This is a genomic window from Magnetospirillum sp. SS-4 (assembly GCF_902729425.1).
Taxonomy (GTDB): Bacteria; Pseudomonadota; Alphaproteobacteria; order Rhodospirillales; family Magnetospirillaceae; genus Phaeospirillum.
In genome coordinates, this window is record NZ_CACVCH010000001.1 from 93,849 (window position 1) to 113,834 (window position 19,986).

The window sequence follows — 19,986 nt, forward strand, 5'->3', positions numbered from 1 at the left end:
TTTGCATCCGGATCGTGGCGAAATTATAGTGGCCGCGATGGTTCCCGGTGCCGGATAGGCTCCGGGTGAAAATGGGAACGACGGTGCGGCACCCGAAAAGGGGGCCAAATCCGTGACTGCCCCCGCAACTGTAGGCGGAGAGGGTTCGGCCCCGGAGATCGCCACTGGCTGGAAAACGGCTGGGAAGGCTATGCCGAACCTCATGACCCGCGAGTCAGGAGACCTGCCATCACGAGAGTCGTTGCGAGCCCGTTCGGCCGGGGTGTGCCGGTGGGTTGGTATTCCGTTTCGCGACGACATGCGGTCTCGACGAACGGAGTCTGTCCGAATGCATATCATGGAAGGATTTCTTCCGGCCCAGCACGCGCTGGCCTGGAGTGCGATTTCCGCCCCCTTCGTAGTGGCGGGAGCCCGCCGTCTCAAGCGCGTCATCGAGGAGCGCCCCGAGGCGCGCCTGCAACTGGCCGCCGCCGCCGGCTTCACCTTCGTGCTGTCGGCGCTGAAACTGCCCAGCGTCACCGGCTCGTGCTCGCATCCCACCGGAACCGGCCTGGGCGCCGTCATGTTCGGCCCGCCGGTGATGGCGGTTCTGGGCACCCTGGTGCTGCTGTTCCAGGGATTGCTGGTCGCCCATGGCGGCATCACCACCCTTGGCGCCAACGTCTTTTCCATGGCCATCGCCGGGCCGTGGGTGGCCTGGGCGACATGGCGGCTGGCCATCCGGCTGGGCCTGCCCGTCACCGCCGGCATCTTCCTGGCCGCCTTCCTGGGCGATCTCGCCACTTATGTGGTGACCTCGCTCCAACTGGCTCTGGCCTTCCCCGACGCCGCCACCGGCCTGACCGGCGCCTTCGCCAAGTTCGCCGGCATCTTCGCCATTACCCAATTGCCGCTGGCGGTAGCCGAGGGTCTGGTCACCGTCGTGGTCGTCAACGCCCTGGTCGGGCGCGGCATGATCCGCATCGAAGGAGCCAGGCCATGACCGCCCGCATGAACGTCCTGCTGCTGGGCCTCGCCGCCCTGATCGTCGCCGCGCCGCTGGTTCTGTCTCCCGACGCTCCCTTCGGCGGCACCGACGACGCCGCCAGCCAGGTGGTGGCCGCCTCCAACCCCGGCTACGAGAAATGGACCGGACCGCTGTGGCAGCCGCCGGGCAAGGAGGTGGAAAGCTCGCTGTTCGCCTTGCAGGCCGCCTTCGGCGCCGGCCTGCTGGGATATGTCCTCGGCCGCCGGCGCCGCCGTTCCGACGAATGACCCTGACCATAGATCGTCTGGCGCAGACCGGTCGCTGGCGCAGGCGGGCACCGATGGAAAAAGCGGTGCTCGCCCTCGGCCTTCTGGCCCTTGCCCTGGCGCTGCCGCCATGGCCGGGATCGGCGATGGTGCTGCTGGCCGCCTGGACCGCCGCCCTGGCCGGGGCCGGAATTCCCGTGGGCGAGTGGCTGCGGCTCAACGCCGTTCCCATGGGCTTCGCCCTGACCGGCGCGGCCGCCCTGGCGGTGGAACTTCACCCCGACGGCCTTGCCCTGGCCGCCGATTCCGGTGCCCGGGCGCTGGCGGTGACGCTGCGGGCGACGGCGTCGCTGTCGTGCCTGCTGCTGCTGGCGGTCACCACCCCCACCCCCGACCTGCTGCGGGGGCTGCGCCGGCTGGGACTGCCGGCCGAGATCGCCGAGTTGGCGCTGCTGAGCTGGCGGTTCGTATTCCTGCTGCTGGATTGCGCCGCCGCCATCCGCATCGCCCAGGACTCGCGGCTGGGCTGGCATGGCTGGCGCCGCTCGCTCCGTTCGGCCGGCCTGCTGATCGCCCAGTTACTGCCGCGCGCCATGGAGAGGGCAAGGCGACTGGAGATCGGCCTGGCGGCGCGGGGCCACGACGGGTCGCTGCCCATGCTGTCACCGGCCCGGCCGGTCTCGTCCGTTTTCCTGGCGACGGTGCTGGCGGGCCAGGCCGCGCTGGCGGGGGCAAGCCTGTGGCTGAGCTGATCCTGGAAGCCCGGGGACTGAGCTTCGACTATCCCGGCGGCGTCGCCGCCCTCGACCGCCTCGACCTCGGCATCCGGCGGGGCCGCAAGCTGGCGGTGCTGGGCCCCAACGGCGCCGGCAAGTCCACCGTGCTGCTGCACCTCAACGGCACCTTGCGCCCCCGGTCCGGGCGGGTGCTGCTGGACGGGGTCGAGACCGCCTATTCCCGCGCCGGCCTGACCCGATGGCGCCGTCGCGTCGGCCTGGTGCTGCAAGAGCCCGACGACCAACTGTTCGCCGCCACCGTGGCCGAGGACGTCTCGTTCGGACCACTCAATCTCGGCCTGGGCGAGGCCACGACCCGCCAGCGGGTGGACGAGGCGCTGGCGGCGCTGGGGATCGGCGACCTGGCCGACCGCGCCACCCATATGCTGTCGTTCGGCCAGAAGAAGCGGGCCGCCATTGCCGGAGCCCTGGCCATGCGGCCCGAGGTGTTGCTGCTGGACGAACCGCTGGCCGGCCTCGACCGGCTGGGGGCCAGACGGCTGCTGGACGCCCTGGACCGGCTGGCGACGGCGGGAACCACCCTGGTGTTTTCCACCCACGACGTCGATCTGGCCTGGGACTTCGCCGACGACGTGGCGCTGTTCGCTGCCGGCCGGGTGGCCCGGAGCGGACCGGCGGCCGAAGTGCTGGCGGACCGGGAAGCGCTGGCACAGGCGGGGCTGGAGCCGCCGCTGCTGCTGGAACTGGGCGTCCGGACGCGGGAAGAGGCGCTGGCCCGCTGGCGATCGTGAAGATCGTGGACGCCTTCCGGCTTCCAAGATAGGCTGATCATTAATCATCATTCCAATGTGGGAGGATTGCCCTTGGACCGTCGCTCGTTCCTCCATCGCGCCGCCGGAGCCGCCTGTCTGTGCGGCGCCGCCGGGGGCGGCATCGGCCAGGCCATCGCCGGGGAAGGCGCCCACTGGACCTATGGCGGCCATGGCGGTCCCAAGGAATGGGGCGGCCTGTCGCCGGACTATGCCGCCTGTTCCATGGGCCGGGAACAATCTCCCGTCGACCTTGCCAGCCCCACCGCCGCCATCATGGGCGACCCGGTGCCGGCGTGGCGGCCGCTGCCGCTCAAGGTGTCCAACAACGGCCACACCATCCAGGCCGACTGCGCCGACGGCGGCACCCTGACGCTGGATGGCAAGTCCTACGCCCTGCTCCAGTTCCATTTCCATTACCCCAGCGAACACACCGTCGACGGCGCCAGTTTCGACATGGAATGTCACTTCGTCCACAAGGCGGCCGACGGCGGCCTGGCGGTGCTGGGCGTCATGATCGCCAAGGGCGCCGCCAATCCGGCGCTGGAAGCCATCTGGCAGGTGATGCCGGCCAAGGGCGGCGAGACCGTCAATGCCGGCGGCACGTTCGACCCCGCCACCATGCTGCCCGCCGACAAGGTCAGCTTCCGCTATGCCGGATCGCTGACCACGCCGCCCTGCACCGAGGTCGTGCAGTGGGTGGTCTACCGCCAGGGAATCACCGCCTCGGCCGAACAGATCGCGCGCTTCGCCGCGCTGTTTCCCAACAATGCGCGGCCGATTCAGCCGCTCAACCGCCGCAAGCTGTTGCTGGACGTCCTGTGAGGAGCGTCATGCCCAGATTCCATTCCCTGTCGCTGGCCGGCCTGCTGCTGCTGGGGGCCTGCGCCGCCGGTCCGGAAACCATGACGGCCGGGCCGGGCGCGGCGTCGGGCGGTATCTGGATCGTCACCGACGCCTTTCCCGCCGGGGCGGTGACCGACGCCGCCTCGGTACCACGCGGCCAGCGGGTCCGCCTGGACGCGGCCGTGGCCGGCGATCCGGCCGGCCGGATCTGCCCCTGGCCGGAGTACGGCGAGAGCCGGACCCGACTGGGCGACGCGCTGGGCGCCGCCCGGTCGGGCGGCGAACTGGACCGCGAGGTCGTGGTGCTGGAGGTGCGCTGCGCCGGCCAACGCTTCGCCCGCTATGCCGTCCAGCCCGATGGCAGTCTGCTTCACCGCCACGGCCCCTGGCTGCTGCGGCTGGAACACGGCGAGAAATTGGCCGGCGACCCCGCCCCCATGACTCTGGAAGCGCCAATGCCGACGCCGCCGGCCACCGCCTCGCCACCGCCGCCCATGGCCGAGATCCATGCCCCGCCGCCGCCCGTCCTGGTCTATCTCGCCTCCTATCGCACCGAGGTCTGGGCCAGAAAGGGCTGGACGGTCCTGGCGGCTGGATCGGCCGGCCTCAGGGGGCTGGAGCCGGTCACCCGCGAAGTCGAGATCAAGGGCAAGGGCAAGTTCGTCCGCCTGTTCGCCCCCGCTCCGGACGCCGCCGCAGGCAAGGCCATCTGCAAGGACCTGGGCAAGGTCATCGGCGAATGCGGAGCCGCCGGCCGGGAGAAGTGATGTCCCGCCACGTTGAATCCTTCCTGGAGATGATGGCGGCGGAGCGGGGCGCCGCGGCCAACACCCTGGACGCCTATCGCCGCGACCTCGACGATCTGGCGGATTTCCTGGCAAGGCGCGGCCGTAACGTGACCGATGCCGATGCCGCGGCTATCCGCGACTGGCTGTCGGCCCAGGCCGCCGCCGGCATGGCGCCCCGGACCCAGGCACGGCGGCTGTCCTGCATCCGCCAGTTCTACCTTTTCCTGTTCGCCGAGAGAATCCGCGCCGACGATCCCACCTCCAACCTGGACGCGCCTCGCCTGGGCAAGCCCTTGCCCAAACATCTCGGTACCGACGAGGTCGCGAAGCTGCTGGATGCCGCCCGAGCCCTCGACGGCGAGGATGGAATCCTGATGACCGCCCTGCTGGAGACCCTGTACGCCACCGGCATGCGGGTATCGGAACTGGTGTCGCTGCCCGCCGCCGCCGTCGCCCGCGACCCGGCGGTGCTGGTGGTCCGCGGCAAGGGCGACAAGGAACGCATGGTGCCGCTGTCCGATCCGGCGCGGGCGGCGCTGATCGCCTGGCGTTCGGTCCGCGACGCCCCCCAGCCCGGAGGCAGGGCTTCGCGCTGGCTGTTTCCCTCCCACGGCAGGACGGGTCACCTGACCCGCTCGGGCTTCGCCAGGATGCTGGCCCGGGTCGCGGAAAAGGCCGGCCTGAACCTGGCGCGGGTGTCGCCGCATGTGCTGCGCCACTCCTTCGCCAGCCATCTGCTGGCCGGCGGGGCCGATCTGCGCAGCGTCCAGCAGATGCTGGGGCACGCCGACATCGCCACCACCGAGATCTACACTCACATCCTCGATGAACAGCGGATCAGGCTGGTTAACGACCATCACCCCCTCGCTAAATCGGCAAGTAAAGACTGCGAATAGCATCCTGGGAGGGAATGGCCGACCACGCGCCACCTCAAAACGGGATCGGCCGCTTATCTTTCGATAAGGATTTCCACGTATCCGGCATGTCGGCAGTTGACAGCCCCCCATCCCTTACCCCAGCTATGACTCTGGTCGAAGGATATAAGTCGGGATTGGGGAACACTGGGGGATGATGCGTCCATGACCGGGGATGAACTTGCCGAATCGTTGCTGCGGCTGGGCCTGTCCCAGGCTGCCCTGGCGCGGTTGCTCGACGATCTGGGCGAGCGCCAGCCGGCGCCGACCACGGTCTGGCGCTGGGTTGACGGACGCTCGCGCGTTCCGGTGGGGGTGGGGGCCCTGCTGCGGCTGATGGAGCAACTGCCCGAGGACATGCGCCTTCAACTGATCCGCAAGGCGCTGCGGGCCTGAGGCCTGGGCCTTAGCTGCCTGCTAACGCCCAAAGATGCCCTTCAGCAGGTCGTCGATGACGCCACCGATGCCGCGCACCGCCTCGGCGGCGCCGGAGGCGATCTCTCCGGCGATATCGGGGGAATCGTCGGACGGCGTCGGCGGCTCCGCCGAGGGCAGGGCGTGGACCGGCAAGCCCTTGTGGGCGGCGGTCATCACCTGCTTCCACAATTGGGCCGGCAGCCCGCCGCCGGTGACCTTCCTCATCTCGACACGGTAGTCGTCGTTGCCCATCCACACGCCGGCGACATAATCGGCAGTGAAGCCCATGAACCAGGCGTCGCGGTAATCCTGGGTAGTGCCGGTCTTGCCGGCGGCGGGACGGTCCAGCCGCGCCGCCTTGCCCGAGCCGCCGGCGATCACCGCGCCCATCATGTCGTGCATGCGGGCCAGGACATCGGGCGAGATCACCCGGCCAAAGCCGCCGCCACCGCGCTGATACAGCACACGGCCCGAGGAATCGGTGATCTGGGCGACGGCGTGGGCGCCTACTCCGATGCCGCCATTGGCCAGGGCGGCATAGGCGGTGGTCAGTTCGACCAGCGTCACCTCGCTGGTGCCCAGCGCCAGACTGGCATTGTCGGTCAGGCTGGAGGAAATGCCCAGCTTGCGGGCGGTGGCGATCACCCGCCCCGGCCCCACGTCCTCGATCAGGCGGATCGCCACGGTATTGACCGATTCGGCCAGGGCCTGGCGCAGGGTGATGGGGCCGAGATACTTGCCGGTGTAATTGCCCGGATTCCAGTTGCCCCGCTTGATGGGGGCATCCTCCCACAGATCGTCGGGAGCGTGCCCCTTCTCCATGGCCGCCAGATAGACGAACGGCTTGAAGGCCGATCCCGGCTGGCGCAGCCCCTGGGCGGCGCGATTGAACTGGCTGTCGTCGTAATCCTTGCCGCCGGCCATCACCCGGACGGCGCCGTCATGGGTCATGACCACCACGGCGCCCTGCCCCACCCGGGCCTTGGCCCCCGGTCCGTTCAGCATGGCGGCCAGGCTGGCCTCGACCTTGCGTTGCAGGGCGATGTCCAACGTGGTCCGCACCACGATGTCCTTGCCGGCGACCTCGCCGAACTGATCGAGCTGGCCCATCACCCAATCGGCGAAGTAGCGGCCGGTGGGCGGCGGCCGGTGGATCATCTGCGAGGCGCCGGTGACCTGGACGGTGTCAGCGGTCTTCTGGTCGATATAGCCGGCCTTGACCATGTTGGCCAGCACGTCGGCGGTGCGCCTGCGCGAGGCCTCGGGATCGTTGAGCGGACTGTAGCGCGACGGCGCCTTCAGCAGGCCGGCGATGACGGCGGCCTGATAGAGGTCGACCTTGCGGGCGGATACGTCGAAATAGCGGCGGGCGGCCGCGTCGACGCCGAAGGTTCCCGATCCCAGATAGACGCGGTTGAGATACAGCGTCAAAATCTGTTCCTTGGTGAAGCGCTTTTCCAGCCACAGCGCCATCAGCAGTTCCTGAACCTTGCGCTTCAGGGTGCGGTCGGGAGTCAGGAACAGGTTCTTGGCCAGTTGCTGAGTGATGGTGGAGCCGCCCTGCACCGTGTGGCCGGCCCTGAGATTGCTGTAGAGGGCGCGGGCCAGGCCGATGGGGTCGAAACCCCAGTGGCTGAAGAACCGCCGATCCTCGGTCGCCAGCACAGCCTGGGCGATGAAGGGGGATATCTCGCCCAGGTCCAGGGTCTCGCCGTACAGGTCGCCATAGGCGGCGAATACCTCGCCGTCGGCGGCCTGGAAGACCACGCTGGGGCGCCGGCTGGTGGCGGTCATCTTGTCGATGTCGGGCAGGTCGAGGGCGTAATAGGCGACCACGCCGCCCAGGCCGACGCCGACCCAGATGGACAGGGTCAGCCCCCACATCAGCAGCCGCCTGGCCCAGTTCCGGCCGCCCTTGCCGCCACCCGGGCGCCTTGGCTCCCTGGCCGGCTTGCGGGCCGGTGGACGGGGCGGGGGGGCGGCATCGCCACCGGCCCTCAGCCGGTCGGACGGATCGACGGAGAGCCTGAACGGATTGGCGCCGCGCTTGGGGCGGGAGGGAGGAGCGGTCATCCGCGCTATCTACCACAACACCGGCTTCGGTCGGAACTGGCAACCTCGCGACATTGGTTGTAAACTGTCGGCCCCGCCGTTCACGAGGAAAGCATAATGGAAGCCCTGTCGGTCGCGATTCCCACCGAACTGAAGCAACGGCTGGAGGCGCTGGCTGCCGAGACCGGGCAGAGCCTGGAGGAGTGCCTGCTGGTGGCGGTCCAGGAATACGTGGAAAACTGGGAAACCCATCTGTCCGACGTCCACCAGATCGACGAGCACGAGGCCCGCGCCGTCCTCAAGGCTGCCGTCAACGAATAGACGGCCGCCTCAGCGACCGCCGCCCGGCACCCACAAGATGTCTGCCCGCCCGTGGTCGTTGGCGACGCGGGCCAGCACGAACAGAAGGTCCGACAGGCGGTTGGCGTAGGCGATGGCGGCTGGGCTGACCGGTTCGACCTCGGCCAGGGCGGTCATCATCCGCTCGGCGCGGCGCACCACGGTACGGGCGTGGTGCAGGTGGGCGGCCAGCGCGCTCCCTCCCGGCAGGATGAACGAGTTCAGCGGCGCCAGATGCTCGTTGGCGGCGTCGATCTCGGCTTCCAGACGGTCGACCTGGGCCTGGACGACGCGAAGACGGGCATCGGGCGCCTCGTCCCCGGCCGACGGCGTGCACAGGTCGGCGCCGAGATCGAACAGGTCGTTTTGCATCCGGGCCAGAGTCTCGGCCATCTTGCCCCCGGCGTGCAGACGCGCCAGGCCCAGCACGGCGTTGGCCTCGTCGACAGTGCCATAGGCCTCGACCCGGATGGCGTGCTTGTCGACGCGATCGCCATTGCCCAGGGAAGTCTTGCCCTTGTCGCCCGTCCGGGTATAGATGCGTGTCAGTCTGACCATGGTCGAATTCCTTGTTCCGGCCGCCAAGGTTTATGGCACGGGCCGGGGCGAAATCTCTATACTCTCGTGCGGCCATCACCCGGAACCCCTGCGCATGCGCCTTTCCCCCATCATGAGCGGCTATATCGCGAAGCAATTCGCGGCGGCGTTCGCCGGGGTGCTGCTGGTGATCCTGGGTATGATCCTGCTGTTCGACCTGATCGAACTGATCCGGCGCGGCGCCGGACGGGCCGAGATGGGCATGGCCTCCATCATCGCGATGGCGGTGCTGAAACTGCCGCAGATGCTCCATACCGTCCTGCCCTTCGCGGTGATGATCGGCGCCATGGTCAGCTTCTGGCGGCTGACCCGCACCCACGAACTGGTGGTGGCGCGCTCGTCCGGCATCTCGGTCTGGCAGTTCATCGCCCCGATCCTGGGCGTGTCGCTGGTGTTCGGCCTGTTCGAGATCACCGTGTTCAATCCGCTGGCGGCGGCCATGTACGGCCGGTTCGAGCGCATGCAGGACGAACTGATCCATAACCGCGCCACCGCCTTCGACCTGTCCGAGGTGGGGCTGTGGCTGCGCGAGCCCCACGACCAGGGCGAAATGGTGGTGCATTCCCAGGACGTCCGCCAGGAAGGCCTGACCCTGTTCCTCAAGGACGCCCAGATCTTCATCTACGACCGCCCCGACCACTTCCAGCGCCGCATCAGCGCCGAGACCGCCACCCTGGTGGACGGCATGTTCGAGGCCCATCGCGCCTGGGTGATGGAGGCCGGCAAGCCCTCGGTGTTCATGGACAGCATGCGCATTCCGACCCAGCTCACCTTGGAACGCATCCACGACAATTTCGCCTCGCCGGAAACCCTGTCGTTCTGGGAACTTCCCGGCTTCATCCGCTTTTTCGAGCGGGCCGGCTTCACCGCCACCAAGCACCGCCTGTACCTGCAATCGCTTCTGGCCTCTCCGGTCCTGTATTGCGGCATGGTCTTGCTGGCGGCCATCTTCTCGCTGCGGCCCAATGTCAGGGCGGGGGGACTGACCTCGCGGATCGCCGCCGGCATCGCCACCGGCTTCATCGTCTATTTCTTCTCCAAGGTGGTCTACGCCCTGGGCCTGTCCTCGACCCTGCCGCAATCCCTGGCTGCCTGGACGCCGGCCGTCTTCGCCGGGCTGGTCGGCATGGCCGGCCTGTTCCACCTGGAAGACGGCTGACGATGCTGTCGTCTCTGGAACGTCATCCCTGGCGATGGTCGCTGGCGGCGCTGGCGCCGCTGCTGCTGTTCCCCCAGATCGACATCTCGGTCTCCGCCCTGTTCTTCGAGCCGGAACGGCGCATCTTCGTGCTGCGCACCCATCCGGTCGGCGAATTCGTGCGCAAGATCCTGCCGATCTTCCTGTTCGCCCTGGCCGGGTTGACGGCGGCGGCGGGGGCGGTGGCCGCCTGGCGGCGGCGGTCGGTGCTGGGCGTCGACGGGCGGCGCGCCCTGTTCGTGCTGGCGGCGCTGGCGCTGGGACCGGGATTGGTGGTCAACCTGATCCTGAAGGACCACTGGGGACGGCCGCGCCCCTCCACCATCGCCGAGTTCTCCGGCCCCAACCAATACGTGCCGCCATTCCTGCCGTCGTCACAATGCCTGGACAATTGTTCATTTCCATCGGGCCACGCGGCGCTGGGCTTCTGGGTGGTGGCCTTCGCCCTGCTGATTCCCCCCGCCTGGCGGCGGCGCGGCCTGCGGGCGGCGGTGGTGTTCGGCGCCCTGGTCGGGCTGGTCAGGATCGGCCAGGGCGGGCATTTCCTGTCGGATGTGCTGGTTTCAGGAATGATCGTGGTCGGACTGACCCTTTGGCTGCATGACCGGATGGTACCGGCCGACCAGAACAAGACTCGCAAAAATAATCATCCCGAGCCGCCAGAATCTCCGTAACCCCCTAGCGGGGCAGCTTCACTTCGGGTAATGATATCCGTTCAGACTGACCTTGGCAGAACTGGCCGGGGGCGTCATGCCCTTCGCGTGGGCGCGGGGGATTTTGTTTACTTACGACGAGAACGACACATGGCATGGAACCGAGATAATCATGGAAGCCGCTCCCGGGATCGTGGGCGGAGGGACGACTTCGGCGAGCCGGCGTACGAACCGCCGCGTAGCGCCCGTACTGTCGGACCCAGCTCCTTCGACCGACAGATGGTCAGCCAGGCGAACGTCAGTGCCACTGTGAAGTGGTTCAATGCCTCCAAGGGCTTTGGCTTCGTCGCTCCCGCCGATGGCTCGCCCGATGCATTCCTGCATATCTCGGCGCTGGAGCGCGCCGGCCTGTCCCAGGTGGCCGAGGGCACGACCCTCGTGGTCGATCTGGGACAGGGTCAGCGCGGCCCCCAGGTCGTGACCGTTCACGAAGTCGACAGCAGCACGGCGGTCGCCAGCAAGGCGCCGCCCCGTCGCGAAGAACGCGGTCCGACCCAGACCGTCGAGGGCGTGGTCAAGTTCTTCTCGGCCGAGAAGGGCTTTGGCTTCGTCGCCTGCGACGAAGGCGGCAAGGACGTATTCGTGCACGTGAAGGCGCTGGAGCGGTCCGGCCTGTCGGCGCTCGAATCCGGCCAGCGGGTGCGGGTGACCACCACCCTCGGCCTCAAGGGGCCGCAGGCGGACACGGTCGCCATCATTTCCTAGGTTAAGGTTGGTCGGCCCTTCCGTCGCGAAGGGCCGGCACATCTTTTTTGACCTTGGATTATGACGTAGGGATTGGGCGCATGAATTGGCTTGACCCTATTTAGGCATTCCGGTACCGTAATGCTCATTACTGCTTTGTCTCCCTGACATCTGGGCGGAATGTGGACAACACCACATTCCGCCTCTTTTTTGTCCGCTGGTCAGGGCTGGGAACTGTCCCGCCCCTGTCCACAGGTGGGCAGGGAATCCGTCAGCAGGTCATAGGCCCAGCGTTCCGGCCAGATCCGGGATTCGGCCAGGCCGGAAACGGTGACCAGACGGATGCAGGACCGGGGACCGGCCGCCTCGGCATAGGCCTCGGCGATGGCGGGCGGAACCTCGCGGTCGTCGCCGCCGCTGTACAGAATCTGAGGCACCCGCGCCAATTGCCCGGCGACGTCGATGGGGTTGAGGGAACCGTCCAGCGGCGGCAAGCGCGCATCCTTCGGAACCGCCCGATGATCGAGAATGCCGGCGACCGACCGCAGGCTGGCCACGTCGCTGCGCCCCACCGCCACCAGCATGGCGATGGCGGCGCCGCCGCCGAACCCGACCAGGTGGACGGCGGGCGCCCCGGCGCGGGCCTTGAGGCGGTCGACCGCCTGGGACATGGCCGCCACCACCTCGGGGGAATAGCGCCGGCCCAGCCAGTATTCGTCGCCGCAATTCGGCTCGTAGGCCAGTTCCACGTACTGGCAGGGCCGTCCCACGTAAGCGACGTTGCGAGACGGGTCGCGCACCGCGAGGCGCAACGCCACCGGATCGTCGGGAGTGGGGTTGACGGACAAGGTGGTCCGCCGCTGATTGAACCAGACGCGGCCCTCGTCCTCGATATAGATGGTCACCGGCTTGCCCGGCGCGTGCAGGCGGGCATAGGTCAACAGGGTGAAGCGCTCGGTCGCCACCTCCAGCATTCCCATGCCGGCCCGCTGCGCCATGCGGTCGGCGCCGATGGTATAGGCGGTCGAACCGGCGCAGCCCGACAGGGCCAGGGCGAATCCGACGGCAAGCAAGCGATTGGTGGGCCGCGCCATGATGTCCTCCTCGTCGGGAGGATTTGATGGTGCGCCGCCGACGGTTAATAAAAATACAGCCAGCGGCCGAAAGCGAAGCCGAGAACGGCGCCCAGCGCCACCAGCAGGACCGCGACGCCGATCTTCCATCCCAATCCGCCGACCGGTTCCAGGTCGCCGGAATACTGGGAAGGATCGTCGTCCCATCCCTCCTCCGGCGCCGGCCCCGCCTCCAGCGGCGGCGTTTCCCGGACCGCCGGCAGGGCGCCGGGCTGGCCGGCGTCGGGCCGCGGACCCCGCCATTCCCGCAAGCGCTCGCGCAGTTCGTCGCGGCGGGCATCGGTCATGGCGGCGCCGTCTTCTCCCATCAGCCGGGTCAGGACCACCTCGGCCAGGTACTGATACGCCGTCGCCGCCAGTGAATCGGGGTCGAGCACCACCAGCGGCAGGTCGCGGGCCGCCGCCTCGATCACCTTGAGATCGCGGGGAATCATCACCGGCAGCACCCGCTCGCCGAACGAGGCCATGATGGCCTCGGTCAGCCGGTGCATGAGTTCGCTATCCTCGGTCATGGTGAACAAGATGCCCATGGCGCCGAGATCGCGGTTGAAGTGGGTGCGGACCCGCTGCATGTTCCACCACGCCTTGTGCAGGCCGTCCAGCGCCATGGGCGACGGCACCACCGGCAGGATCACCACGTCGGCGGCGACGCTGGCGTTGACCGACAAGATGCCGAAGGCGGGCGGGCAATCCACCACCAGAACGTCCACGTCATCGGGAGCCGAAGCCAGGGCACGCTCCAGCACGTATTGCGGATCGGGCTTTACCGCGATCTCCACGTCGGCCCACGACAGATCGTCGGAACCGGCCACCAGACGCAGATTGGGATAGGGGGTGGGGCGGCAGGCATGGGCGAGGTCGACCTCGCCGCGCAACAGCTGATAGGCGCCGGTGGCCGCCGGCGACGACAGGCCGACGCTGGTGGTGGCGTTGCTCTGGGCGTCCAGGTCGATCAGGACGACGCGGCGGCCGAGCGCGGCCAGGCACACCGCCAGATTGACGCTGGTGGTGGTCTTGCCGATACCGCCCTTCTGATTGAAGACCACGATGGTGGTGGCCTTTCCCGCCCGTGCCATTCCCCCCTCCCGGATCGGTTCCGCCCAAGACAATAGCCGCCCGCGCCGGCCGGCGGCAACCGCCCATCGCCGCCGGTTCCGCGCCGAGTCGAGGTTGCTCCTTGCCGACGGCAGGAGTACGCTCGACGAAAAGCAACAACCGGCTTCAAGGGGAGACGTCATGGCAAGGACGCACAAGATCGCGCTGGCCCTGCAAGGCGGCGGCGTGCACGGAGCCTTCACCTGGGGCGTGCTGGACGCCCTGCTGGACGAGGCCGCCGCCGGAGCCGTCGACATCGTCGGGGTCAGCGGTTCGTCGTCGGGGGCGCTGACCGCCACCGCCCTGGTCTACGGCTTCCACGAAGGCGCCGCCCTGCCCGGTCCCGCCACCGCCCGCACCCGGCGCATGGCCGAGGCGGCCCGCGGCAAGATCCGGGAACTGTGGGAAACCGTCGCCCGCACCGCCTTCTGGGGCGGTAATCCCTTCGTCGCCGCCGTCGGCATGTCCACCGGCTGGAACATAGACGAGACCGCCGCCGCCCGCTGGGCCGACGTCGCCACCGCCTCGGCCCAGCAGAGCGAAACCGGACTGGGCGCCACCCTGACCACGGTGCTGCGCGAAGTGCTGCCCCAGATTCCGGCCATCTTCGCCCTGCCGCAGACCGGCGCGCCGATGCTGGTGGTCGCCGCCACCGATATCGCCGACTGCCGCCGCCAGCTGTTCATCGACGGCGCCGTCTCGCCCGACGTGATCCGGGCCACCAATTGCCTGCCCACCAGTTTCCACAGCGTCGCCATCGGCGAGCGCCATTACTGGGACGGCGGCTACATGGGCAGCCCCCCCCTCACCCCCCTGATCGAATGCCTGCGCGAGACCGAGGCCCACGACCTGGTGGTGGTCACCATCAATCCGCTGCACCGCGACCAGCCGCCGGTCGGGCCGCGCCAGATGCTGGACCGGCTGAACGAGGTCACCTTCAACGCCTCGCTGGTTCACGAGGTCAACGCCATCGAGACCATCAACCGGCTGATCGACGCCGGCATGGTCAAGGACCCGCCGGCCCGCGAGCGGCCCTATCACCGCATCAACCTGCACCGCATCCATGCCGACGAGGACATGGCCCGGCTGGGGATCTACTCCAAGGATGCCCCCGCCTGGGACTTCCTGGTGCACCTGCGCGACCTGGGCCGCCAGACCTTCAAGTCGTCGTGGCCGGCGATTCAATCGGCGCTGGGCAAGCGTTCGTCCTGGGACACCACCGCCTTGTGCGACAGCATCCTGGCCCGCAAGGCCATCGCCACCCGCGAACGGGCCTGAGTTCAGGCGTTGTCGATGAACGCCTTGTAGAGCATGTCCTCGCCCAGGATATGCTCCAGCAGCCAGGATTTGAGGAACACGGTCATCGCCTCGGTCAGGACCGCCGGCGCCTCGCCGGACAGGTGGCGCTGGCGGAAGTCGATCACCGAGGCCTTGAGCCGGATGTGATCCTCCCGCTGCTTGTCCAGGCGGGGATAGTTCCTCGCTTCCAGCGCCATTTCCTCGGCAAGGAAATGAGTCTCGGCATAGGCGATCAGTTCATCGAACAGCCAGCCCAGTTCGTCGATGCCCTCGCCGCCGTGCCAAGCGTCGTAAAGCCGGTTGAGCAAGGCCACCAGCCGCTGGTGATCGGCATCCATCCGCGCCGACCCCACGCTGAAGGAGTCGTCCCATTCGATCAGCGACATCGGATCTTCCATCGCCATTCACACTGGTACGACCATAGCCGATTTCCGGCCGCATGGCATGATCGACAAACGTCCGGCCCCACACGGGTCACACCCGGACCAAGTGGATATCGGTGATCGGTTTCTTGCCGTGACTGTCCCTCAGCGAACGGCGAACCGCCAGCCGGGCGGCCTCGCGGACCTGGGAATCATCGCGCCGGGCCTTGGACGGCAATTGCGCGATGGCGTCTTTGACCGCCTGGACCACCGCCTCGTGCTCCTCGGCCTCGTGGCCGGCGTCCAGCAGGCCCAGGGCGGTCAGCTGCGGGGCACCCAGCAACGTTCCGGCCTTGTCCAGCACCACCGTCACCACCGCCGAGCCGTTGAACACCATGCGGCGACGGTTGCGCAGGATTTCGGAATCCAGCCGCACCAGCCGGGGACCGTCGACGCACAGCCGGCCGGTGGGAACGTGTTCGACCACCTCGACCGGGCCGGGAGCCAGCCGCAGCATGGCGCCATCGCTGATTTCCACCGTCTCGGCGACGCCGCAGGCCCTGGCGAGACGGGCATGCTCCTGAAGGTGGCGGGCCTCGCCATGCACCGGCACCGCCACCCTGGGACGGAGCAGGTGGTAAAGCTCCTCCATCTCCTCGCGGCCGGGATGGCCGGAAACGTGGACGAACTCGTCCTTCTCCGTCACAACCTCGACCCCCAGGCGGACTAGATCGTTCTGAAGGCGGAAGATCTCCTTCTCGTTGCCGGGAATGATGCGCGACGAGAAAATCGTGACGTCGCCCTTGCCCAGGGTGACGTGCGGATGATCGCCGGCGGCGATGCGGGCCAAGGCGGCGCGGGGTTCGCCCTGGCTGCCGGTACAGATATAGACCACCTTGTCGTTGGGCAGATAGGCGGCGTCGTGATCGGTGAGGAACGGCGGCAGATCCGACAGATAGCCATTCTCCCGCGCCGCCTTGTCGATGCGCCACAGCGATCGCCCCACCAGGGCGGCGTGGCGGTCGTTGGCCTGGGCGGCGATGGCGATGCTTTCCAGACGGGCGGCGTTGGTGGCGAAGCACGATACCGCGATGCGCCCGTCATAGCGGGCCAGCAGGCCGATCAGGCTGGCGCGGACCTCGGATTCCGATCCGGCATGCCCCCTGGAGAAGACGTTGGTGGAATCGCCCACCACCGCCAGCACGCCGTCCTTCCCGGCCCGGCGCAGCGCCCCCTTGTCGGCCGGCGGCCCCAGCAGCGGATCGGGATCGAACTTCCAGTCGCCCGTATGAACCACGGTGCCGGCCGAAGTGCGGATCACCAGGGTGGTGGCTTCGGGAATGGAGTGGGTCATGCCGATGGTCTCGACCGCGAACGGCCCCACCTGAAAGCGCGATCCGGCCGGCACCACGGTGACCGGCACCTGGGTGTGCAGGCCGGTTTCGTGCAGCTTGGCCTTCAGGATCGAGGCGGCGAACGGCGTCGCCCATACCGGGCATTTCAGGCGCGGCCACAGATACTGAACGGCGCCGAGATGGTCCTCGTGGCCATGGGTCAGCACAAGACCTACCAGCTTGTCGGCGCGCTCGGCGATCCAGGCGGGATCGGCCATCACCACGTCGACCATGGGCATGGATTCGTCGCCGAACGACACCCCCAGATCGACCATCAGCCATTTGCCCTCGCAGCCATAGAGGGCGAGGTTCATGCCGATCTCGCCGACCCCGCCCAGGGGAAGGAAATACAGCTCTCCATCGGTCGGGGCGGCGGTCATTCCCGGGTCAGCCCCCGATTGCGACGATGAATTTCAAGCAGGCCACGCAACGTCAGGTCGGCGTCCAGCGCGTTGATGGTCTTGGTGGCGTCGGCGAACAGCGGCGCCAGCCCGCCGGTCGCCACCACCATCATGTCGGAGCCGAATTCGTCCTTGATCCGCCGCACCAATCCCTCGATCAGGCCGACATAGCCCCAGAAGATGCCGGACTGCATGGCCGGCACGGTGGCGCGGCCGATGACCTGCTTGGGCCGGCCGATGGCGACGCGGGGCAGCTTGGCGGCGGCGGTATGCAGCGCCTCCAGCGACAGGTTGATACCGGGCGCGATGGCGCCGCCGCAATAATTGCCCTCCTGGTCCACCACGTCGAAGGTGGTGGCGGTGCCGAAATCGATGATGATCAGCGGCCCCTGATAGCACTTGTGAGCCGCCACCGCGTTGACCAGACGGTCGGCGCCCACTTCCTCGGGCCGGTCCAGCAGGATCGACAGGCCAAGGTCGACCCCCTCGTCGCCCACCACCAGCGGTTCGCAGCGGAAATAGCGGCGGCACAGGGTCTTCAGGCCGAACACCATGGCCGGAACCACGCTGGCGATGATGGCGGCCGTGATGTCGAGGCGGTTCAGCCCCTCGATGGTCAGCAACTGGGTCAGCCACACCCCCAACTCGTCGGCGGTACGCTCGGAATCGGTCGAGGCGCGCCACTCGCCGCGCAGCCTGTCCCCGTCATAGACGGCGAAGACGATGTTGGTGTTGCCCGAATCGATGGCCAGCAGCATGCACGCTCTCCTAACCTGGGAAAAACACGTCGCCGGCCAGGATGCGGCGGTGCCCGTCGCCCCCTTGGTCCAGCATCAGGGCGCCGTCTTCGTCCAGACCGGCGAAACGGCCGGTCAGGGTATCGGTCTCCAGGCGAACCACCATGGGCTCGCCCAATCCCCGCGCCCGCGCCAGCCAGGGGCCGCGCACCGCCGCGAACCCACCGGTCCGCCACTCCTCCAGCCGGGGGGCGAAGCGGCGGCAGAAGGCCGCCAGCACTGTCTCGGCGTCGCCGGCCCATCCCAGGTCGGCCAGGGCGACCGCCGCATGCAGGGTCTCTCCCGGCGGCGGCGCCCGCAGGACGTCGACGCCGAGCCCCAGCACCATCCAGCCGTCACCGGCGGTTTCCAGCAGCATGCCGGCGACCTTGCGGCCGTCGGCCAGGACGTCGTTGGGCCACTTGCATAAGAAGTCGGCATCGGGAACCAGTTCGGCAAGCCCCTCGGCCAATGCCAGGGCGGCGACAAAGCCGACCTGCGCCGATTCCGCCAGCGGGCGGCTTTGCCGGATCAGCACCGAGGCGTGCAGATTGCCCTCGGGGCTCTGCCACTCCCGCCCGCGTCGGCCACGGCCGGCGGTCTGGATTCGGGCGCTGACCACCATGAAATCGGCGGCTGCCCCGTCCAAGGCCAGCCGCCGCGCCTCGTCATTGGTGCTGCCGACGCTGTCCCGCCGGATCAGGCGGAACGGCGGCGGCAGGGAACGCTCCGTCATCCCGCGACGGGAAACAGGATGGCGGCAGCGGCCTTGGCCCCGGTGACCAGCGGCGCCGGAACGAAGGTGAAGGCCAGCACCACCAGCATGGAAACCGCCATCACCACCGCCATGGACCGACCGACCGGACGGTCCAGAACCTCGGCCGGCTCGTCGAAATACATGATCTTGATGATGCGCAGGTAATAGTAGGCGCTCACCACCGACGACAGCACGCCCAGGATCGCCAGGGTGAACAGGCCGGCCTCCACCGCCGCCATGAACACGTAGAACTTGCCCCAGAACCCGGCCAGCGGCGGGATGCCCGCCATAGAGAACATCAGCATGGCCATGATGAAGGCCATCACCGGATTGGTCTTGGACAGACCGGCCAGATCGGAGACGCCCTCGACCAGACGGCCCTTCTGGCGCATGGACAAGATGACGGCGAAGGCGCCGACATTCATGAACAGATAGATGGCCAGATAGATCAGCACGCCCTGAACGCCCAGCACCGAATTGGCGGCGACGCCCACCAGGACGAAGCCGACATGGCCGATGGAGCTGTAGGCCAGCAGACGCTTGATGTTGGTCTGGACGATGGCGGCGAAGGCGCCGACGAACATGGAGGCGAAGGCGATGAAGCTCACCACCTGACGCCACTGGTCCGCAAGGTCGGCGAACGGGCCGGTCATGACCCGAACGAACAGGCAGAGCGCGGCGATCTTGGGGGCCACCGCGAAGAACGAGGTCACCGGAGTCGGCGCGCCCTCGTAGACATCGGGCGCCCACATGTGGAACGGCACCGCCGAAATCTTGAACGACAGGCCGGCGACCACGAACACCAGACCGGCGATGATGCCGATACCGGGCTTGACGTGATGGCTTTCACCGGCGGCGAACACCTGGGCCAGCCCGTCGAACGAGGTGGTGCCGGCGAAACCGTAGAGCAGCGACACGCCGTAGAGCAGCATGCCCGAGGCCAGGGAGCCGAGGACGAAATATTTCAGCCCGGCCTCGGTGGACTTCAGGTTGTCGCGATTGTAGGCGGCCAGCACGTAGAGCGACAGGCTTTGCAGTTCCAGGCCCAGATAGAGCGACATGAAATCGTTGGCCGAAACCATCATCATCATGCCCAGCGTGGCGAACAGCACCAGCACCGGATACTCGAACTTGCCGATCTTCTCCTTGACCAGATAGGACAGCGACATCGCCACCGAAAAGGCCGAGGCCAACAGGATCAGCGCCTTGGCGAAACCGGAGAAGCGGTCGACGACGAACATGCCGTCGAAGGCCGTCAGCCTGTCGCCGCCCAGGCCGGAGACCAGCACCATGGCGGCGGCCAGCACCAGGATGACCATCACCGAGACCGGGCCGGTATTGTCCTCCTTGCGGAATACGCCCAGCATCAGCAGGGCCAGTCCGGCGACGGCGACGAACAGTTCCGGCAGAGCCGGGACGAGGTCGGGGATCATGCTCACGTC

The 19,986-nt window shown here is 68.1% G+C and carries 22 protein-coding genes and 1 riboswitch; of the genes, 13 read left to right on the top strand and 9 right to left on the bottom strand.

Features of this window, described 5'->3' with window-relative positions; genetic code table 11:
• Nucleotides 1–21: 21 nt before the first annotated feature.
• Nucleotides 22–246, top strand: a riboswitch (cobalamin riboswitch).
• Between the two features lie 91 nt (nucleotides 247–337).
• The 8 genes from MTBSS4_RS00420 to MTBSS4_RS00455 all read left to right on the top strand — a co-directional run bounded on the left by MTBSS4_RS00420 (nucleotide 338) and on the right by MTBSS4_RS00455 (nucleotide 5,723).
• Entirely contained in the window at nucleotides 338–982 is a 645-nt protein-coding gene (locus MTBSS4_RS00420; RefSeq protein ID WP_254432312.1) for an energy-coupling factor ABC transporter permease, read from the top strand.
• On the top strand, nucleotides 979–1,254 hold the full coding sequence (locus MTBSS4_RS00425) for an energy-coupling factor ABC transporter substrate-binding protein (RefSeq protein ID WP_173981411.1): 276 nt from the start codon (nucleotides 979–981) through the stop codon (nucleotides 1,252–1,254). Before MTBSS4_RS00420 ends, MTBSS4_RS00425 begins: the two co-directional genes overlap by 4 nt.
• A complete protein-coding gene (cbiQ, locus tag MTBSS4_RS00430) occupies nucleotides 1,251–1,985 on the top strand; it encodes a cobalt ECF transporter T component CbiQ (protein WP_173981412.1) in 735 nt (244 codons plus the stop codon). The genes MTBSS4_RS00425 and cbiQ overlap by 4 nt, the downstream gene beginning before the upstream one ends.
• Entirely contained in the window at nucleotides 1,973–2,761 is a 789-nt protein-coding gene (locus tag MTBSS4_RS00435; RefSeq protein WP_173981413.1) for an energy-coupling factor ABC transporter ATP-binding protein, read from the top strand. Before cbiQ ends, MTBSS4_RS00435 begins: the two co-directional genes overlap by 13 nt.
• 72 nt (nucleotides 2,762–2,833) lie before the next feature.
• Nucleotides 2,834–3,604, top strand: coding sequence for a carbonic anhydrase (locus tag MTBSS4_RS00440; RefSeq protein ID WP_173981414.1), 771 nt, complete (start codon nucleotides 2,834–2,836; stop codon nucleotides 3,602–3,604).
• A gap of 8 nt (nucleotides 3,605–3,612) precedes the next feature.
• Nucleotides 3,613–4,392, top strand: coding sequence for a hypothetical protein (locus MTBSS4_RS00445; protein ID WP_173981415.1), 780 nt, complete (start codon nucleotides 3,613–3,615; stop codon nucleotides 4,390–4,392).
• The gene (locus MTBSS4_RS00450; protein ID WP_173981416.1) at nucleotides 4,392–5,309 is read left to right on the top strand and encodes a site-specific tyrosine recombinase XerD; all 918 of its coding nucleotides are present in this window, start codon (nucleotides 4,392–4,394) and stop codon (nucleotides 5,307–5,309) included. Before MTBSS4_RS00445 ends, MTBSS4_RS00450 begins: the two co-directional genes overlap by 1 nt.
• A gap of 183 nt (nucleotides 5,310–5,492) precedes the next feature.
• Complete coding sequence (locus MTBSS4_RS00455; RefSeq protein WP_173981417.1) at nucleotides 5,493–5,723, top strand: hypothetical protein; 231 nt, start codon at nucleotides 5,493–5,495, stop codon at nucleotides 5,721–5,723.
• A gap of 21 nt (nucleotides 5,724–5,744) precedes the next feature.
• On the opposite strand, the gene MTBSS4_RS00460 is transcribed toward MTBSS4_RS00455, so the two are convergent.
• The gene (locus MTBSS4_RS00460; protein ID WP_173981418.1) at nucleotides 5,745–7,817 is read right to left on the bottom strand and encodes a transglycosylase domain-containing protein; all 2,073 of its coding nucleotides are present in this window, start codon (nucleotides 7,815–7,817) and stop codon (nucleotides 5,745–5,747) included.
• A 96-nt stretch (nucleotides 7,818–7,913) separates the two neighbouring features.
• Here MTBSS4_RS00460 and MTBSS4_RS00465 point away from each other — a divergent pair, with 96 nt between their 5' ends.
• A complete protein-coding gene (locus tag MTBSS4_RS00465; RefSeq protein WP_173981419.1) occupies nucleotides 7,914–8,117 on the top strand; it encodes a ribbon-helix-helix protein, CopG family in 204 nt (67 codons plus the stop codon).
• A gap of 9 nt (nucleotides 8,118–8,126) precedes the next feature.
• Here MTBSS4_RS00465 and MTBSS4_RS00470 read toward each other — a convergent pair whose 3' ends face one another.
• Nucleotides 8,127–8,693 carry a cob(I)yrinic acid a,c-diamide adenosyltransferase gene (locus MTBSS4_RS00470; RefSeq protein WP_173981420.1) on the bottom strand — a complete coding sequence of 189 codons (567 nt, stop codon included), beginning with the start codon at nucleotides 8,691–8,693 and terminating at the stop codon, nucleotides 8,127–8,129.
• Nucleotides 8,694–8,787: 94 nt separating this feature from the next.
• Between MTBSS4_RS00470 and lptG the strand changes: the two genes are divergently transcribed.
• From lptG to MTBSS4_RS22680, 3 genes are all read left to right on the top strand, one after another.
• Nucleotides 8,788–9,891, top strand: coding sequence for an LPS export ABC transporter permease LptG (lptG, locus tag MTBSS4_RS00475; protein WP_173981421.1), 1,104 nt, complete (start codon nucleotides 8,788–8,790; stop codon nucleotides 9,889–9,891).
• Nucleotides 9,892–9,893: 2 nt separating this feature from the next.
• Nucleotides 9,894–10,604: a phosphatase PAP2 family protein gene (locus MTBSS4_RS00480; RefSeq protein WP_173981422.1), complete on the top strand. Its 711-nt coding sequence runs from the start codon at nucleotides 9,894–9,896 to the stop codon at nucleotides 10,602–10,604.
• A 129-nt stretch (nucleotides 10,605–10,733) separates the two neighbouring features.
• The gene (locus tag MTBSS4_RS22680) at nucleotides 10,734–11,348 is read left to right on the top strand and encodes a cold-shock protein (RefSeq protein ID WP_173981423.1); all 615 of its coding nucleotides are present in this window, start codon (nucleotides 10,734–10,736) and stop codon (nucleotides 11,346–11,348) included.
• A 200-nt stretch (nucleotides 11,349–11,548) separates the two neighbouring features.
• On the opposite strand, the gene MTBSS4_RS00490 is transcribed toward MTBSS4_RS22680, so the two are convergent.
• On the bottom strand, nucleotides 11,549–12,421 hold the full coding sequence (locus tag MTBSS4_RS00490) for an alpha/beta hydrolase (protein WP_173981424.1): 873 nt from the start codon (nucleotides 12,419–12,421) through the stop codon (nucleotides 11,549–11,551).
• Nucleotides 12,422–12,465: 44 nt separating this feature from the next.
• On the bottom strand, nucleotides 12,466–13,536 hold the full coding sequence (locus MTBSS4_RS00495; protein ID WP_173981425.1) for a ParA family protein: 1,071 nt from the start codon (nucleotides 13,534–13,536) through the stop codon (nucleotides 12,466–12,468).
• 160 nt (nucleotides 13,537–13,696) lie between these two features.
• On the opposite strand from MTBSS4_RS00495, the gene MTBSS4_RS00500 reads away from it, so the two are divergent.
• On the top strand, nucleotides 13,697–14,833 hold the full coding sequence (locus tag MTBSS4_RS00500; protein ID WP_173981426.1) for a patatin-like phospholipase family protein: 1,137 nt from the start codon (nucleotides 13,697–13,699) through the stop codon (nucleotides 14,831–14,833).
• Nucleotides 14,834–14,835: 2 nt separating this feature from the next.
• Here the strand turns inward: MTBSS4_RS00500 and MTBSS4_RS00505 are convergent, their stop codons facing one another.
• The 5 genes from MTBSS4_RS00505 to nuoN all read right to left on the bottom strand — a co-directional run bounded on the left by MTBSS4_RS00505 (nucleotide 14,836) and on the right by nuoN (nucleotide 19,977).
• On the bottom strand, nucleotides 14,836–15,240 hold the full coding sequence (locus MTBSS4_RS00505) for a bacteriohemerythrin (RefSeq protein ID WP_173981427.1): 405 nt from the start codon (nucleotides 15,238–15,240) through the stop codon (nucleotides 14,836–14,838).
• A gap of 88 nt (nucleotides 15,241–15,328) precedes the next feature.
• A complete protein-coding gene (locus MTBSS4_RS00510) occupies nucleotides 15,329–16,990 on the bottom strand; it encodes a ribonuclease J (protein ID WP_173981428.1) in 1,662 nt (553 codons plus the stop codon).
• Complete coding sequence (locus MTBSS4_RS00515; RefSeq protein WP_173981429.1) at nucleotides 16,987–17,769, bottom strand: type III pantothenate kinase; 783 nt, start codon at nucleotides 17,767–17,769, stop codon at nucleotides 16,987–16,989. The genes MTBSS4_RS00510 and MTBSS4_RS00515 overlap by 4 nt, the downstream gene beginning before the upstream one ends.
• 10 nt (nucleotides 17,770–17,779) lie before the next feature.
• The gene (locus tag MTBSS4_RS00520) at nucleotides 17,780–18,523 is read right to left on the bottom strand and encodes a biotin--[acetyl-CoA-carboxylase] ligase (RefSeq protein WP_173981430.1); all 744 of its coding nucleotides are present in this window, start codon (nucleotides 18,521–18,523) and stop codon (nucleotides 17,780–17,782) included.
• A complete protein-coding gene (gene nuoN / locus MTBSS4_RS00525) occupies nucleotides 18,520–19,977 on the bottom strand; it encodes an NADH-quinone oxidoreductase subunit NuoN (protein WP_173981736.1) in 1,458 nt (485 codons plus the stop codon). Before nuoN ends, MTBSS4_RS00520 begins: the two co-directional genes overlap by 4 nt.
• Nucleotides 19,978–19,986: the final 9 nt, after the last annotated feature.

Excerpts from the sequence above, each read along its gene's own strand:
- nuoN (WP_173981736.1), bottom strand. The coding sequence starts at position 19,977 with ATGATCCCCGACCTCGTCCCGGCTCTGCCGGAACTGTTCGTCGCCGTC.
- MTBSS4_RS00445 (WP_173981415.1), top strand. The coding sequence starts at position 3,613 with ATGCCCAGATTCCATTCCCTGTCGCTGGCCGGCCTGCTGCTGCTGGGG.
- MTBSS4_RS22680 (WP_173981423.1), top strand. The coding sequence starts at position 10,734 with ATGGCATGGAACCGAGATAATCATGGAAGCCGCTCCCGGGATCGTGGG.
- MTBSS4_RS00455 (WP_173981417.1), top strand. The coding sequence starts at position 5,493 with ATGACCGGGGATGAACTTGCCGAATCGTTGCTGCGGCTGGGCCTGTCC.
- cbiQ (WP_173981412.1), top strand. The coding sequence starts at position 1,251 with ATGACCCTGACCATAGATCGTCTGGCGCAGACCGGTCGCTGGCGCAGG.
- MTBSS4_RS00465 (WP_173981419.1), top strand. The coding sequence starts at position 7,914 with ATGGAAGCCCTGTCGGTCGCGATTCCCACCGAACTGAAGCAACGGCTG.
- MTBSS4_RS00420 (WP_254432312.1), top strand. The coding sequence starts at position 338 with ATGGAAGGATTTCTTCCGGCCCAGCACGCGCTGGCCTGGAGTGCGATT.
- lptG (WP_173981421.1), top strand. The coding sequence starts at position 8,788 with ATGCGCCTTTCCCCCATCATGAGCGGCTATATCGCGAAGCAATTCGCG.
- MTBSS4_RS00460 (WP_173981418.1), bottom strand. The coding sequence starts at position 7,817 with ATGACCGCTCCTCCCTCCCGCCCCAAGCGCGGCGCCAATCCGTTCAGG.
- MTBSS4_RS00470 (WP_173981420.1), bottom strand. The coding sequence starts at position 8,693 with ATGGTCAGACTGACACGCATCTATACCCGGACGGGCGACAAGGGCAAG.
- MTBSS4_RS00520 (WP_173981430.1), bottom strand. The coding sequence starts at position 18,523 with ATGACGGAGCGTTCCCTGCCGCCGCCGTTCCGCCTGATCCGGCGGGAC.
- MTBSS4_RS00510 (WP_173981428.1), bottom strand. The coding sequence starts at position 16,990 with ATGACCGCCGCCCCGACCGATGGAGAGCTGTATTTCCTTCCCCTGGGC.
- MTBSS4_RS00425 (WP_173981411.1), top strand. The coding sequence starts at position 979 with ATGACCGCCCGCATGAACGTCCTGCTGCTGGGCCTCGCCGCCCTGATC.
- MTBSS4_RS00500 (WP_173981426.1), top strand. The coding sequence starts at position 13,697 with ATGGCAAGGACGCACAAGATCGCGCTGGCCCTGCAAGGCGGCGGCGTG.
- MTBSS4_RS00450 (WP_173981416.1), top strand. The coding sequence starts at position 4,392 with ATGTCCCGCCACGTTGAATCCTTCCTGGAGATGATGGCGGCGGAGCGG.
- MTBSS4_RS00480 (WP_173981422.1), top strand. The coding sequence starts at position 9,894 with ATGCTGTCGTCTCTGGAACGTCATCCCTGGCGATGGTCGCTGGCGGCG.
- MTBSS4_RS00515 (WP_173981429.1), bottom strand. The coding sequence starts at position 17,769 with ATGCTGCTGGCCATCGATTCGGGCAACACCAACATCGTCTTCGCCGTC.
- MTBSS4_RS00505 (WP_173981427.1), bottom strand. The coding sequence starts at position 15,240 with ATGTCGCTGATCGAATGGGACGACTCCTTCAGCGTGGGGTCGGCGCGG.
- MTBSS4_RS00490 (WP_173981424.1), bottom strand. The coding sequence starts at position 12,421 with ATGGCGCGGCCCACCAATCGCTTGCTTGCCGTCGGATTCGCCCTGGCC.
- MTBSS4_RS00495 (WP_173981425.1), bottom strand. The coding sequence starts at position 13,536 with ATGGCACGGGCGGGAAAGGCCACCACCATCGTGGTCTTCAATCAGAAG.